A 13,361-nucleotide genomic window follows, 5' to 3' on the forward strand; every position below is an offset into this window, starting at 1 on the left:
ATCGTGTGGAGACCCTGTGGGAGCGGGCGTGCCCGCGAAAGGCCGCAAAGCAGCTTCAGTAGTGATACCACTTCAGCTCGAGCATCACCTCGTTCTGTGCCGTGGCCAGGTGGCTGAACTCACGCGAAGCGCTCAACCGAAGCCCAAGGTTCTGGCTGATTTCCCACTGCTGGTTCAGGCTTAAACTGCGCCGCACCTCGCCGTTGGTGAAGTAATCGCCCTTGGCCTCCAGCGTCATGTTGCCCAACCCATTGCGCCACAGCAGGCCGCCATTGAAGCCAGCCGCCGGGGCAATGAATTGTGCGAAGTCGTTGTGATGCTCGACCCGCACCGTGCCCAAGGCAAACCCCAGCAAACCGTCGGCCAGCTGCCAGGTGCCGCCAGCGCCACCATTCACATGGCTCACCAGCACTTCGTCATCATGCTTGCCCGGCACCCGCTCCAGCCCGCCAGCCACTTGCCATGACCAAGGCTTGAGCAGCTCGTTACGGGGTGTCAATGAACGGATGGTGGCCAGGTCCAGGCGCTGCACCTGCCAATCGTTGCCTTCATACTGGCGCAGCTTCAATTGCAGGATTTCGATCTGTGCGCCCAGCGGGAAGCCATAGGCGTTGTCATTCAGGTCGTGGTAGGCCATGCGCAAGCCATATTCGGCGTAGGCGCGGTCTTCGCGGGTACCCACGCCCAACTGCCAGGTGCGCGAGTCATGGCCATCTTCGGGCAGGCCGGGGCGTTCGATTTGCAGGGGGCGCGGCGGGTTGCTGTTGATCGCCCGCAGCAACTCGAAGCTGCGTTTGGCCTGCCCTGGGTCGCGTTCCTGGCCATTGGCCCGATAGCGCTCAAGACGATACGCGGCATCTTGCACCAACGCTTGGCGTTCGCGAGGCAAGGCCTGGAATTCAGGGCTTTGCAATTGCGCAGTGTCGGCGCTTACAGCCAGCACCTGGCGCTTTTCGTTGTGGTCGAGTGGCTCGGCCCTGGCCAGCAATTCACGCTCACGAGAGGGGCGGTAAGTTTCGCTGGCGACCAGGCCGGACTGCTTCACGGCTTTTACCGTGTCGGTGGGAATGGCGGTCAGCGGGAACTGAGACGTCAGGTCCAGGCTCGGCCGGGCCACTTGCAGCAGCTCCAGCAGGCGATAGGAGCAATTCTCGTCGAAGAAGAAGTAATCGAACTGGATCTGCTTCAGCTCCCACACATGCTCGACCATACGTCCGGTTTCTTCGGGGGTCAGGTCTAGCTGGTATTCCCACAGGTCGCGGTTTTCCAGGCTGCGGTATTCGGACAGTTTTTCCTGGTAGGGCATCAGCGCGAACAGCCCCGGGTAGCCACCCATCAGGCCTTTCCAGGCGTACAGGATGCTGTTGTCGCTGCCTTCGATATAGGCACCGAAGTTGATGGCGTAGCTCAGCAGCGTGGTGTCGTCGCTGCGGGTGTTGGACTGGTCGATGCGCAGCAGGGTGTGACCGAACATCGACGACGGGCTGTTCAGGTAGGCTGCCGGGAAGATCAACGCGGCGCTGTGCGGGTCGATCGACTGGTACCAGGTCTTGAATTCCTGGCAGTCCGGTTGTGGCAAGTCTTGCAGGTCTAGCTGTTCACGAAGCCAGCGGGTGCGCGCGGGGAATACGCACTGGGCGTGCTTGTCACCGAGACTGGCCGGGGCATACAGCGCATCGACCGTAGCCTTGAGTTCCTGGTCCGGATGGTGCGCGCCATCTTCGGCGAGGAAGAACGCATCATCATCCACATAGCTGCGCCAGCCGCCTAGCTTGGCGGTTTCATAATGACCAATGGCGAGCCAGTAAGGGGTATTGGCCAATTGCTGGAGACGGCCTGGATCCAGCACAGGGGCGGCATGAACAGGGGCGCAGGCACACAGCGCCAGGCAAGCAAAGCGTTTGAGCATATCGGGCAACTACTTCTTGACGATGCCGAAAAAGGCGAAACCCGCCCCGGGTGGGGCGGGAGCAGCTGTGCTTAGGCCTCGGTAGCGTATTTGGCCAGGCGTGGGTCGCTCTTCAGAACGGCCAGGGTGTTGCTGTGGACAGTTTCGGCAGTGACGTCGGCGCTGCTGAAGATCTGGTTGAAGTGCTGGTGGGTGACCGAGTTGAAGTAGCTGCGGTCTTCCGGTGCTACGCCGAGAACGACGGCATAGGTGGTCAGAGCTTCGCCCTGGCCCATGGCCATGTCTTCGGACAGCTCGTTCATCATGCCGTTCATGGCGAACCAGGACTTGCCGCCGTAGGTCAGCGAAGCCCTGGTCGAGCAGCCGTTGGTGCCGGAGGTCATGCCAAAGGTGGCGTTACCGGAGGTGCCGTTGGTGGTAGAAGCCAGGAAGTGTGCCGGCGTGCCGCGCTGGCCTTCGAACAGCATGTTGCCCCAGCCGCAGTTCGGGCCGCCTGGCGCTTCGGCCATGGCGTTCAGCGAGACCACGGTGAACAGAGTACCCAGAAGAATCCGTTTCATAGCATTTGTTCTCTTTGTCTTAACCAAGGGTCAGGGTTTCTGGCAACTCGGTTGCCAGGTCGGGAAAGCTTTTCACCCACCCGCGCAGCTTGGAGTTTAGGCACGATCTAAAGGTTGCGTTGTTGATTGCGAAAAATTTGCTGTCACATGACTGCACCGGCTGCGACATAAAGTCCCGTGGAGCCTTGCAAGGCGCGCGCGGGCAGCGCCAGAATGCTGCGTATCTGCCCCGCCGAAGTAAGGAAACCCAATGCCCGATCCTGTCGCTGCGCGCCTGCGTCTTGCGCCTGAAGCCCTGACCCGGCGTTTCTCACCCGAGCAGTTTGCCTTTACCCATACCGACGATCTGGAGCCGTTTCGCGGAGTCCTGGGCCAGGAACGTGCTGTCGAGGCCCTGCAGTTTGGCGTGGCCATGCCGCGCCCCGGTTACAATGTGTACGTAATGGGCGAGCCCGGCACCGGGCGCTTCTCGTTCGTCAAGCGCTACCTCAAGGCCGAGGGCAAGCGCCAGCAAACCCCGGCCGACTGGGTTTACGTCAACCACTTCGACGACACCCGTGAACCACGTGCACTGGAGCTGCCGTCCGGAAGCGCCGCCGAGTTCATCAGCGACATGGGCGGATTGATCGACAACCTGCTGTCGACGTTCCCGGCGGTGTTCGAACACCCGTCCTACCAGCAGAAGAAGGGCGCCATCGACCGCGCTTTCAACCAGCGCTATGACCGCGCGCTGGATGTGATCGAGCGCGCGTCGCTGGAAAAGGACGTGGCCTTGTACCGCGATGCCAGCAACGTCGCCTTCACGCCGATGGCCGATGGCAAGGCGCTGGATGAAGCGGAATTTGCCCAATTGCCGGAAGAGGTGCGCGAGCAGTTCCACGAGGACATTGCCCTGCTTGAGGAGCGCCTTAACGAAGAACTGGCCAGCCTGCCGCAATGGAAGCGCGAATCGAACAACCAGCTGCGTCAGCTCAACGAAGAAACCATCACCCTGGCGCTGCAGCCGTTGCTGGCGCCGCTTTCGGAAAAGTACGCCGAAAACGCGGCGGTTTGCGCCTACCTGCAATCGGTGCAGTTGAACCTGTTGCGTACCTTGGTCGAGCAACTGGTCGATGACAGCAAGTCCGACGCCGTGGCCCGCAAGCTGCTCGAAGAGCAGTACGCGCCTAGCCTGGTGGTGGGCCACCACGCTGACGGTGGCGCGCCGGTGGTGTTCGAGCCGCACCCGACCTACGACAATTTGTTTGGCCGTATCGAATACAGCACCGACCAAGGTGCGCTGTATACCTCCTATCGCCAACTGCGCCCAGGCGCGCTGCACCGCGCCAACGGCGGCTTCCTGATTCTGGAAGCCGAGAAGATGCTGGGCGAGCCGTTCGTATGGGATGCGCTCAAGCGAGCGTTGCAGTCGCGCAAGCTGAAGATGGAGTCGCCAATCGGTGAGCTGGGCCGTGTTGCCTCCGTCAGCCTGCAGCCGCAGGTGATTCCGCTGAACGTCAAGTTGGTGATCATCGGCTCGCGCCAGCTGTACTACGCACTGCAGGACCACGACCCGGACTTCCAGGAGATGTTCCGCGTGCTGGTGGACTTCGATGAAGACATGCCGATGGTCGACGAGAACCTGGAGCAGTTCGCCCAACTGTTGCGCACCCGCACCAACGAAGAGGGCATGGCGCCGCTGACTAGCGACGCGGTGGCGCGTCTGGCCACCTACAGTGCTCGTCTGGCCGAGAACCAGTCGCGCCTGTCGGCGCGTATCGGTGACCTGTTCCAGCTGGTCAGCGAGGCTGATTTCATTCGCCAGCTGGCCAGTGACGAAATGACCGATGCGGGCCACATCGAGCGGGCGCTCAAGGCCAAGGCCACCCGTACCGGGCGTGTGTCGCAACGGGTGCTGGACGACATGCTTGCCGGCATCATCCTGATCGACACAGAAGGCGCGGCCATCGGCAAGTGCAACGGGCTGACCGTGCTGGAAGTGGGCGACTCGGCGTTCGGCATGCCAGCGCGTATTTCGGCCACCGTGTACCCGGGCGGCAGCGGTATTGTCGATATCGAGCGTGAGGTCAACCTTGGCCAGCCGATCCACTCCAAAGGGGTGATGATCCTCACCGGTTACCTGGGCAGCCGCTATGCCCAGGAATTCCCGTTGGCGATCTCCGCGAGCATCGCCCTGGAGCAGTCCTACGGCTACGTGGACGGCGACAGCGCCTCGCTGGGCGAAGCCTGCACGCTGATCTCGGCCTTGTCGCGCACGCCGCTCAAGCAGTGCTTCGCAATCACAGGTTCCATCAACCAGTTCGGTGAAGTACAGGCGGTGGGAGGGGTCAACGAGAAGATCGAGGGCTTCTTCCGCCTCTGCGAGGCGCGTGGCCTGACCGGCGAGCAGGGGGTGATCATTCCGCGTGCCAACGTTGCCACCTTGATGCTTGACGAGCGCGTGTTGCAGGCGGTGGAGAACGGCATGTTCCACGTCTACGCGGTCAGTCAGGCGGATGAGGCGCTGAGCCTGCTGGTGGGCGAGGAGGCCGGGGTACTCGACGACAAGGGGCTGTTCACCGAGGGCAGCGTCAATGCCCGTGTGGTGGAGCGCCTGCGGGAAATTGCCGAGATGATCAGCGAGGAAGACATCGAGAAGGCAGAAAAGGAACGCCTTGAAGACGTGATTGCCCAAGCCAAACCGGCCTGAGTCAACAAACTGGCGCTGGCGGCGATGTGCTACCGTTCAGCGCCAGTTTTCCATCTTTCTGAACTGTTCTTCTATGCTGGAACTTAAGGACGGTACAGCGTTCAGGATGGAAACAGCCTGAGGGTTTCGGGCTGAACAAGGCTCATTGGAGGGGACGCGGCCATGCGCAACCTCAGCCTCACACGCCAGTGCCTGGGCCTGGTGACTCGTATCGAATGCAGCATTCGTCCACTGGCCGGGGATAACGGCATGTGGACCCTGCTGTTCGCCGCCGGCATGGCCGGTGAACAACCCTCCGCGATCAAGGCACAGGGGCCGTTTCATGGGCCGCTGGTGGCTGAGTCGGTGCTCAATGCCATTGTCGACAGCCTGACCCTGCATGGTTATCAGGTGGCGGAAGACCCGCAGATCTGGTGTCTGCATTTGCAGGCGCAGTTGCGGCGGATCAATGGTGAGCGGTGTCGCAACCTGGGGGATTACCAGTTTCATCCTGAGAACTGAAGAATGCCGGGGCTGCGGAGCAGCCCCCGGGCTTTTGCTGTAACAGGTGGCTGGCTATACTCGCCGTCGCTTTTTTAGTCACCTGATGAGTCCTGAACTTCATGGAACGTATCCTCGAAAACGCGATGTATGCCTCGCGCTGGCTGCTCGCACCGATCTACTTCGGCTTGTCCCTCGGCCTGTTGGCCCTGGCGCTGAAATTTTTCCAGGAAGTGGTCCACGTCCTGCCCAATGTCTTTGCGTTGAGCGAAGCTGACCTGATCCTGGTGATCCTTTCACTGATCGACATGTCGCTTGTCGGTGGCTTGCTGGTGATGGTGATGATTTCCGGCTACGAGAACTTCGTTTCGCAACTGGACATCGATGAAAGCAAGGAAAAGCTCAACTGGTTGGGCAAGATGGACTCCTCGTCGCTGAAGATGAAGGTTGCCGCGTCGATCGTGGCGATTTCGTCCATTCACCTGCTGCGGGTGTTCATGGATGCGCAGAACATCTCCACCGATTACCTGATGTGGTACGTGATCATCCACATGACCTTCGTGGTCTCGGCGTTTTGCATGGGCTACCTGGACAAGCTGACCAAGCACTGAGTCCCGCCAGGCCTCACTGCAACTCCCGTGGGAGCGGGCATGCCCGCGAACACCGGCAAAGCCGGTGGCAGCCACCGCGTGGCCTGCTTCGCGGGCACGCCCGCTCCCACAGAGATCTAGGCTCAACTGACGAGTGGCGTCAGTCATGCCTTGCGCATTCTCCCTTCCTGTACAAAAAATGAGCTCTCATGCGTGGTTCCCATCGCGAGGTGCTCTCATGAACCTGCATCAGCTCAATACCGAGGCCAGGGCTGGCCATGTCGACGAACTGAACCTGATCGCCATCGAAGGCGGTGACTACCTGCTCGAGGCCCGGGTCAAAGGCCATCCTCACCCCCTGTCCGATACCCGCGGTGAGCGCTTGCGCGTGCACTCGGTGGAAGATGCGCGCAAGTTGCTGCAAACCATCCCCATGGTTTCGATGAACCTGGTGCACTGGTCGGTGCAGGATGAAATGTGCGGTATGGGTACGCACCCGGAAGAAGACCTGAAGTTGCCGATTTCCCAGCGTTCGGCCTGGTAGCTGCTCACAACGCCTCAGTGTGCTAGGCTGCTCGCCCTTTTTATCAAGGGCGCGGCTGCACTGCGCCCTGCAGTGGAGCACGACAATGTCCGAACTCAACCTGTCTACCGATGAAACTCGCGTCAGCTACGGTATCGGCCGTCAGCTGGGCGGCCAGCTGCGCGACAACCCGCCACCGGGCGTCAGCCTGGAAGCCATCCTGGCCGGCCTGACCGATGCCTTCAACGGTGCCGACAGCCGCGTCAGCGAAGCCGACCTGTCGGCCAGCTTCAAGGTCATCCGCGAGGTGATGCAAGCCGAAGCTGCAGCCAAGGCCGAAGCCGCCGCTGCTGCTGGCAAGGAATTCCTGGTCGAGAACGCCAAGCGTGAAGGCATCACCACACTGGCTTCGGGCCTGCAGTTCGAAGTGCTGACCGCTGGTGAAGGCGCCAAGCCGACCCGCGAAGACAACGTGCGTACCCACTACCACGGCACCCTGATCGACGGCACCGTGTTCGACAGCTCCTACGAGCGTGGCCAGCCGGCTGAGTTCCCGGTAGGCGGCGTGATCGCTGGCTGGACCGAAGCCCTGCAACTGATGAACGCTGGCAGCAAATGGCGCCTGTACGTGCCAAGCGAGCTGGCTTACGGCGCCCAAGGCGTTGGCAGCATCCCACCGCACAGCGTACTGGTGTTCGACGTCGAACTGCTCGACGTTCTGTAAGGTCGTTGGGGCCGCTTTGCGGCCCATTCGCGAGTAAGCCCACCTTTTTCTGTAGGGGTGGGGTTCACCTGCGAAGAGGCCGGCCCTGCCGGCCTCAATTCCAGTCTGTCCCCCCAGGGTGCAATGCCCGCGCATAGCAGAACAGAAACAGATTCCGTACCAGTTCCTTGAGTACCCCCGGTTCACTCGAATTCAGCCCGCTCATGTCCAGGTCACCCTGGTCACGCAGTTCGTCGAGGGCTTCTTCTTCAAGGACCGCGCACACTTCGCCGGTTTCCCGATGAAGAATGCGCAGGTAGGGGTGGGGGCGTTCCAGCCAGGCGTCGATCAGGTAAGTCATGGAGATTCTCCTTGGATAGCGGTTCCAATGAGAATAATTCCTATTACCTAAATGGCAAGCGCCGATTGCCAGATTTTTGTGTGATCAGACTTTGCGGACGAACTCGGACTTCAGTTTCATGGCGCCGATGCCGTCGATCTTGCAGTCGATGTCGTGGTCGCCATCGCACAGGCGGATGTTCTTGACCTTGGTGCCGACCTTGACCACCAGGGACGAACCTTTGACCTTGAGGTCCTTGATCACGGTGACGGTGTCACCGTCCTGCAGGATGTTGCCGACCGAGTCCTTTTTCACCACCTCGTCGCTGGTCGCCTCGGCATCGCCGCTGGCCGACCACTCGTGGGCGCATTCAGGGCAGATCAGCTGAGTGCCATCCTCATAGGTGTATTCGGAGTTGCATTTTGGGCAGGGTGGCAGAGTGCTCACTTCGGTTCCTCAAACAAACAGACGGGCGGTTAAAAGCCCACATTGTAAAAGGTATTTTCCCGGAAGTGATTATGTCCGGACAAAAGCATCGCGGGCAAGCCTGCTCCCCACAGATGGTGTAGGAGCGGGCTTGCCCGCGAATGAAGACGACTCGGTCTGTCAGTGCGTACGCGCGACCGCAAATTCGCTCAGTTCAACCAGCGCATCCCGGTATTCACTGGCAGGCAGCACTTCGAGGCAGGCGATGGCACGCTTCACGTAATCGCGCGCCAGCTCGGCGGTGTACTTCAGCGCACCCGATTCCTCGACCGCGACGCGAATCTGTTCCAGATCTTCCAGGCCACCCTTCTGGATCGCCTGGCGTACCAGCGCCGCCTGCTCGGCAGTGCCTTCGCGCATGGTGTAGATCAGCGGCAGGGTAGGCTTGCCCTCGGCCAGGTCGTCACCGACGTTCTTGCCCAAGGTCTGCGAGTCGCCCTTGTAGTCCAGCAGGTCGTCGACCAGCTGGAAGGCCACGCCCAGATGGTCGCCGAAGGTACGCAGGGCTTCGCGCTGCTCGTCGGTGGCCTGGGCCAGTGCCGCAGCGCTGTGGGTCGACGCTTCGAACAGCATCGCCGTCTTGCCGCGAATGACCTCCATGTAGACTTCCTCGGTGGTGCTGGCGTCGCGTACACGCGACAGTTGCAGCACTTCACCTTCGGCAATCACGCGGGTGGCCTTGGACAGGATCTGCATGACCGGCATCGAGCCCAGTTCGACCATCATTTCGAACGAGCGCGAATAAAGGAAGTCGCCCACCAGTACGCTTGGCGCGTTGCCCCACAGGGCATTGGCGGTAGAGCGGCCGCGACGCATGCCGGACATGTCGACCACATCGTCGTGCAGCAGGGTGGCGGTGTGCAGGAACTCGATGGTGGCGGCCAGCAGGCGCAGGTCGTCGCCTTCGCGGCCCAGGGCCTTGCCACACAGCAGTACCAGCAGGGGACGCAGGCGCTTGCCACCGGCGGACGTGATATAGTCGCCGATCTTCGATACCAGCGGCACGCGCGAGGTCAGCTGCTTCTTGATGATCTCGTCGACGGCGCTGAAATCATCAGCCACCGCGCGGTAGAAGGTTTGGGGTTGCATCGGCTGCTCCAGTGAGGTTGCGCGGCATGCTAGGTCGCGGGTCCCGGTGTGTCAAGGCGCGGTGCCAGCTGGCCGGGGGCGGCACTTGCAAGCAAAACCGCGGTTGCGTACAATCGCGCACCCTAACTTCCTGGGCAGCACCTGCCTTACGCAATTGCGCCGGGCCGTTCCAGCCCTGTGCAGCCATGCCAGCCAATACTCATCATATAAAGCGCTGGGTGAGCAGGATTATCGGAGAAATACCATGTCTTACGCAGTAATCGTTACCGGCGGCAAGCAGTACAAAGTCGCTGAAGGTGAATTCCTCAAGATCGAAAAACTGGAAGTCGCCACTGGCGAATCCGTGACCTTCGATCGCGTTCTGCTGGTCGCCAACGGTGAAGAAGTCACCATCGGTGCTCCAGTTGTTGCTGGCGCTAAAGTAGTGGCCGAAGTCGTTTCGCAAGGCCGCCACGACAAGGTTCGCATCATCAAGTTCCGTCGTCGTAAGCACCACATGAAGCGTATGGGCCACCGCCAGTGGTTCACCGAGATCAAAATCACCGGCATCCAGGCTTAATCCCCTAGATCCCCTGAATTTATTTGGAGAATTGAACCATGGCTCACAAGAAGGCTGGTGGTAGTACTCGTAACGGTCGCGACTCAGAATCGAAACGCCTTGGCGTGAAGATGTATGGCGGCCAGGTTATCAAGCCAGGCAACATCATCGTCCGTCAGCGCGGTACCGAATTCCACGCTGGCTACGGCGTTGGCATGGGCAAGGACCACACCTTGTTCGCCAAGATCGAAGGCGTGATCAAGTTCGAGAAGAAAGGCGAGTTCATGCGCCGTTACGTGAGCATCGTCGCCGCTTAATCGCGACGTCGCTCCAGAAGCCCCGTCATGCGACGGGGCTTTTTCGTTTGTGGTGAGCCTCTTGCAAAGCTGTTTGTCTGGGTTGCCGGCGTTGGTTTCTACGGTCGTACGGGGCCGCCGCGCTCATTTTTGCAAGAGCCTCATGTTTTTGAGTCATTCAGCTCGTCTACCGACGAGAGGCGGTTTTAATGAAGTTTGTTGACGAAGTATCCATTCGGGTCAAGGCCGGTGACGGTGGCAACGGTTGCATGAGCTTCCGTCGCGAGAAGTTCATCGAGAACGGCGGCCCTAACGGCGGTGACGGCGGTGACGGTGGCTCGGTGTACATGATTGCCGACGAAAACCTGAACACCCTGGTCGACTACCGCTACACCCGTCACCATGAAGCCCAGCGTGGCTCCAACGGCGGTAGCACCGACTGCACCGGCAAGAAGGGTGAAGACCTGTTCCTGCGCGTGCCGGTCGGCACCACCGTGATCGATGCTTCCACCCAGGAAGTGATCGGTGACCTGGTCACCCCCGGCCAGAAGCTGATGGTCGCGCAAGGTGGCTGGCACGGGCTGGGCAACACCCGTTTCAAGTCGAGCACCAACCGTGCGCCGCGCCAGACCACCCCAGGCAAACCGGGTGAGCAGCGTGACCTGAAGATGGAAATGAAGGTGTTGGCCGACGTCGGCCTGCTGGGCTTGCCCAACGCCGGCAAGAGTACCTTCATCCGTTCGGTCTCGGCCGCCAAGCCGAAAGTCGCCGACTACCCGTTCACCACCCTGGTGCCAAACCTGGGCGTGGTCAGTGTCGACCGCTGGAAGAGCTTCGTCATCGCCGACATCCCCGGCCTGATCGAAGGCGCTTCTGAAGGTGCCGGCCTGGGTATCCGCTTCCTCAAGCACCTGGCGCGTACGCGCGTGCTGCTGCACCTGGTGGACATCGCGCCGCTGGACGAAAGCAGCCCGGCCGATGCCGCCGAAGTCATCGTCAACGAGCTGACCCGCTTCAGCCCGTCGCTGGCCGAGCGTGAGCGCTGGCTGGTGCTGAACAAGGCCGATATGGTCATGGACGACGAGCGCGACGAACGTGTGCAGGAAGTGATCGACCGTCTGGAGTGGGAAGGCCCGGTTTACGTGATCTCGGCCATTTCCAAGCAGGGCACCGACAAGCTCAGCCACGACCTGATGCGCTACCTCGAAGACCGCGCCGACCGCCTGGCCAACGACCCGGCCTACGCCGAAGAGCTGGCCGACCTTGACCAGCGCATCGAAGACGAAGCCCGTGCCCAGCTGCAGGCCCTGGACGACGCCCGCACCCTGCGTCGTACCGGCGTCAAGAGCGTGCACGACATCGGCGACGATGACGGTTGGGACGATGATTTCGAGGACGACGAAGACGGTCCGGAAATCATTTACGTGCGCGACTGATCGGTTGCAGTACACTAAACGCCGCTCTCTGGAGCGGCGTTTTTGTATCCACGGTATCTACAGATTCGACATAGGTTGGAAGAAGATGCGAAGCAAGGTGACGGGCGCCAAGCGCTGGGTCGTTAAGATTGGCAGTGCTCTGCTGACCGCCGATGGCAAGGGCCTCGACCGCGGTGCAATGGCCGTTTGGGTCGAGCAGATGGTCGCGCTGCGTGAGGCAGGCGTGGAGTTGGTACTGGTCTCCTCCGGGGCCGTGGCTGCCGGCATGAGCCAGCTGGGCTGGACCAAGCGACCGAGTGCGATGAACGAGCTGCAGGCGGCTGCCTCGCTCGGCCAGATGCGCCTGGTGCAGGCCTGGGAGTCGAGCTTCGGGGAGCACGGGAAGCACACCGCGCAGATCCTGCTAACCCATGACGACCTGTCCGACCGCAAGCGTTACCTGAATGCCCGCAGCACCCTGCGCACCTTGGTTGATCTGGGGGTGGTGCCGGTGATCAACGAAAACGACACCGTGGTCACCGACGAGATCCGCTTTGGCGACAACGACACCCTGGCGGCGCTGGTGGCCAACCTGGTCGAGGCCGACCTGCTGGTGATCCTCACCGACCGCGATGGTATGTTCGATGCCGACCCGCGCAACAATCCCGAAGCGCAGTTGATCTACGAAGCCCGTGCCGACGACCCCTCACTGGATGCTGTGGCTGGTAGTACCGGTGGTGCCCTGGGCCGTGGCGGCATGCAGACCAAGCTGCGTGCGGCGCGCCTGGCTGCCCGTTCTGGTGCCCACACCATCATCATCGGTGGCCGCATCGAGCGCGTGCTGGACCGCCTGAAGGCGGGCGAGCGCCTGGGCACCTTGCTGTCGCCCGAGCGCGGCATGCTCGCGGCGCGCAAGCAATGGCTGGCCGGTCACCTGCAAACCCGTGGCACCCTGGTGCTGGATGCCGGTGCCGTGCAAGCGCTGCGTCAGGCCAACAAGAGTTTGCTGCCGGTTGGCGTGAAGACTGTGCAGGGCAGCTTCCGTCGTGGCGAGATGGTGGTGTGCGTCGGCCCGGACGGCCTTGAAGTGGCTCGCGGCCTGGCCAACTACAGCGCCCTGGAGGCGCAGAAGATCATTGGTCAGTCGTCCGACGCCATCGAGTCGATCCTTGGTTACAGCGCCGAGCCGGAACTTGTACACCGCGACAACCTGGTGCTGGTATGAGCCCGCTGAAGAAGGTAATCGCTGTGGCAGCGTTCGTGCTGCCGATGCTGGCCGGCGCTGAAGAGGTCGGCCGGGTGTCCACCGTGTTCAAGTTCCTCGGGCCGAACGACCGCATTGTGGTCGAGGCGTTCGACGACCCTAAGGTAGAGGGCGTGACGTGCTACCTGTCGCGGGCCAAGACTGGCGGGGTGAAGGGGGGCTTGGGGCTGGCCGAGGACCGGGCGGAGGCATCGATTGCCTGTCGTCAGGTCGGGCCGATCAACTTCAAGGGTGAGCTCAAAGATGGCGAGGAAGTGTTCAAGGAACGTACCTCGCTGGTGTTCAAGACCATGCAGGTGGTGCGCTTTCTCGACAAGAAGCGCAATACGCTGGTGTACCTGGTGTACAGCGACCGCATGATCGAAGGCAGTCCGCAGAATGCGGTGACTGCCATTCCGATCCTGCCTTGGGCTCATTGATAGCCTGGTAGGTTGCCGGGAGGCCGTCGGCCTCCTATCGCGACACAAGCGGTTTACCCG

The 13,361-nt window shown here is 61.4% G+C and carries 15 protein-coding genes; 10 read left to right on the forward strand and 5 right to left on the reverse strand.

Annotation, left to right across the window (positions count from 1 at the left end; genetic code table 11):
• Window positions 1–55: 55 nt before the first annotated feature.
• Both ACE4QZ_RS05585 and ACE4QZ_RS05590 read right to left on the reverse strand, forming a co-directional pair.
• Entirely contained in the window at window positions 56–1,909 is a 1,854-nt protein-coding gene (locus ACE4QZ_RS05585; RefSeq protein WP_021784171.1) for a DUF4105 domain-containing protein, read from the reverse strand.
• A gap of 71 nt (window positions 1,910–1,980) precedes the next feature.
• A complete protein-coding gene (locus ACE4QZ_RS05590; protein WP_021784170.1) occupies window positions 1,981–2,469 on the reverse strand; it encodes a DUF3015 domain-containing protein in 489 nt (162 codons plus the stop codon).
• 250 nt (window positions 2,470–2,719) lie between these two features.
• Between ACE4QZ_RS05590 and ACE4QZ_RS05595 the strand changes: the two genes are divergently transcribed.
• The 5 genes from ACE4QZ_RS05595 (at window position 2,720) to ACE4QZ_RS05615 (ending at window position 7,475) form a co-directional block, all read left to right on the forward strand.
• Entirely contained in the window at window positions 2,720–5,158 is a 2,439-nt protein-coding gene (locus ACE4QZ_RS05595) for a Lon protease family protein (protein ID WP_021784169.1), read from the forward strand.
• Window positions 5,159–5,320: 162 nt separating this feature from the next.
• Window positions 5,321–5,659 (forward strand): hypothetical protein, encoded by a 339-nt coding sequence (locus ACE4QZ_RS05600; protein ID WP_021784168.1) that lies wholly within the window; start codon window positions 5,321–5,323, stop codon window positions 5,657–5,659.
• Between the two features lie 101 nt (window positions 5,660–5,760).
• A complete protein-coding gene (locus tag ACE4QZ_RS05605) occupies window positions 5,761–6,249 on the forward strand; it encodes a TIGR00645 family protein (RefSeq protein WP_003247486.1) in 489 nt (162 codons plus the stop codon).
• 217 nt (window positions 6,250–6,466) lie between these two features.
• A complete protein-coding gene (locus tag ACE4QZ_RS05610; RefSeq protein WP_021784167.1) occupies window positions 6,467–6,772 on the forward strand; it encodes a DUF6482 family protein in 306 nt (101 codons plus the stop codon).
• 85 nt (window positions 6,773–6,857) lie between these two features.
• The gene (locus ACE4QZ_RS05615) at window positions 6,858–7,475 is read left to right on the forward strand and encodes an FKBP-type peptidyl-prolyl cis-trans isomerase (RefSeq protein ID WP_003247482.1); all 618 of its coding nucleotides are present in this window, start codon (window positions 6,858–6,860) and stop codon (window positions 7,473–7,475) included.
• A gap of 94 nt (window positions 7,476–7,569) precedes the next feature.
• Here ACE4QZ_RS05615 and ACE4QZ_RS05620 read toward each other — a convergent pair whose 3' ends face one another.
• The 3 genes from ACE4QZ_RS05620 to ACE4QZ_RS05630 all read right to left on the reverse strand — a co-directional run bounded on the left by ACE4QZ_RS05620 (window position 7,570) and on the right by ACE4QZ_RS05630 (window position 9,369).
• Entirely contained in the window at window positions 7,570–7,815 is a 246-nt protein-coding gene (locus ACE4QZ_RS05620) for a hypothetical protein (protein ID WP_021784166.1), read from the reverse strand.
• Window positions 7,816–7,899: 84 nt separating this feature from the next.
• Window positions 7,900–8,241: a zinc ribbon domain-containing protein YjdM gene (locus ACE4QZ_RS05625; protein WP_021784165.1), complete on the reverse strand. Its 342-nt coding sequence runs from the start codon at window positions 8,239–8,241 to the stop codon at window positions 7,900–7,902.
• Window positions 8,242–8,400: 159 nt separating this feature from the next.
• On the reverse strand, window positions 8,401–9,369 hold the full coding sequence (locus tag ACE4QZ_RS05630) for a polyprenyl synthetase family protein (RefSeq protein ID WP_010951940.1): 969 nt from the start codon (window positions 9,367–9,369) through the stop codon (window positions 8,401–8,403).
• A 244-nt stretch (window positions 9,370–9,613) separates the two neighbouring features.
• Between ACE4QZ_RS05630 and rplU the strand changes: the two genes are divergently transcribed.
• From rplU to ACE4QZ_RS05655, 5 genes are all read left to right on the forward strand, one after another.
• Window positions 9,614–9,928 carry a 50S ribosomal protein L21 gene (gene rplU / locus ACE4QZ_RS05635; RefSeq protein ID WP_003247466.1) on the forward strand — a complete coding sequence of 105 codons (315 nt, stop codon included), beginning with the start codon at window positions 9,614–9,616 and terminating at the stop codon, window positions 9,926–9,928.
• A 38-nt stretch (window positions 9,929–9,966) separates the two neighbouring features.
• A complete protein-coding gene (rpmA, locus tag ACE4QZ_RS05640; RefSeq protein WP_003247464.1) occupies window positions 9,967–10,224 on the forward strand; it encodes a 50S ribosomal protein L27 in 258 nt (85 codons plus the stop codon).
• A gap of 188 nt (window positions 10,225–10,412) precedes the next feature.
• Window positions 10,413–11,639: an Obg family GTPase CgtA gene (gene cgtA / locus ACE4QZ_RS05645; RefSeq protein ID WP_003247460.1), complete on the forward strand. Its 1,227-nt coding sequence runs from the start codon at window positions 10,413–10,415 to the stop codon at window positions 11,637–11,639.
• A gap of 85 nt (window positions 11,640–11,724) precedes the next feature.
• The gene (gene proB, locus ACE4QZ_RS05650; protein WP_021784164.1) at window positions 11,725–12,843 is read left to right on the forward strand and encodes a glutamate 5-kinase; all 1,119 of its coding nucleotides are present in this window, start codon (window positions 11,725–11,727) and stop codon (window positions 12,841–12,843) included.
• Window positions 12,840–13,301, forward strand: a complete 462-nt coding sequence (locus tag ACE4QZ_RS05655; RefSeq protein WP_021784163.1) for a CreA family protein — start codon at window positions 12,840–12,842, stop codon at window positions 13,299–13,301. Before proB ends, ACE4QZ_RS05655 begins: the two co-directional genes overlap by 4 nt.
• The last annotated feature ends 60 nt before the right edge of the window (window positions 13,302–13,361 follow it).

The organism is Pseudomonas sp. DCA-1 (genome assembly GCF_046523955.1).
Taxonomy (GTDB): Bacteria; Pseudomonadota; Gammaproteobacteria; order Pseudomonadales; family Pseudomonadaceae; genus Aquipseudomonas; species Aquipseudomonas putida_Y.

Bases quoted from the DNA above. Each gene is read 5' to 3' on its own strand.
- cgtA (WP_003247460.1), top strand. From the start codon at position 10,413: ATGAAGTTTGTTGACGAAGTATCCATTCGGGTCAAGGCCGGTGACGGT.
- ACE4QZ_RS05620 (WP_021784166.1), bottom strand. From the start codon at position 7,815: ATGACTTACCTGATCGACGCCTGGCTGGAACGCCCCCACCCCTACCTG.
- ACE4QZ_RS05605 (WP_003247486.1), top strand. From the start codon at position 5,761: ATGGAACGTATCCTCGAAAACGCGATGTATGCCTCGCGCTGGCTGCTC.
- ACE4QZ_RS05595 (WP_021784169.1), top strand. From the start codon at position 2,720: ATGCCCGATCCTGTCGCTGCGCGCCTGCGTCTTGCGCCTGAAGCCCTG.
- ACE4QZ_RS05600 (WP_021784168.1), top strand. From the start codon at position 5,321: ATGCGCAACCTCAGCCTCACACGCCAGTGCCTGGGCCTGGTGACTCGT.
- ACE4QZ_RS05655 (WP_021784163.1), top strand. From the start codon at position 12,840: ATGAGCCCGCTGAAGAAGGTAATCGCTGTGGCAGCGTTCGTGCTGCCG.
- ACE4QZ_RS05590 (WP_021784170.1), bottom strand. From the start codon at position 2,469: ATGAAACGGATTCTTCTGGGTACTCTGTTCACCGTGGTCTCGCTGAAC.
- ACE4QZ_RS05585 (WP_021784171.1), bottom strand. From the start codon at position 1,909: ATGCTCAAACGCTTTGCTTGCCTGGCGCTGTGTGCCTGCGCCCCTGTT.
- rpmA (WP_003247464.1), top strand. From the start codon at position 9,967: ATGGCTCACAAGAAGGCTGGTGGTAGTACTCGTAACGGTCGCGACTCA.
- ACE4QZ_RS05610 (WP_021784167.1), top strand. From the start codon at position 6,467: ATGAACCTGCATCAGCTCAATACCGAGGCCAGGGCTGGCCATGTCGAC.
- rplU (WP_003247466.1), top strand. From the start codon at position 9,614: ATGTCTTACGCAGTAATCGTTACCGGCGGCAAGCAGTACAAAGTCGCT.
- ACE4QZ_RS05615 (WP_003247482.1), top strand. From the start codon at position 6,858: ATGTCCGAACTCAACCTGTCTACCGATGAAACTCGCGTCAGCTACGGT.
- ACE4QZ_RS05630 (WP_010951940.1), bottom strand. From the start codon at position 9,369: ATGCAACCCCAAACCTTCTACCGCGCGGTGGCTGATGATTTCAGCGCC.
- proB (WP_021784164.1), top strand. From the start codon at position 11,725: ATGCGAAGCAAGGTGACGGGCGCCAAGCGCTGGGTCGTTAAGATTGGC.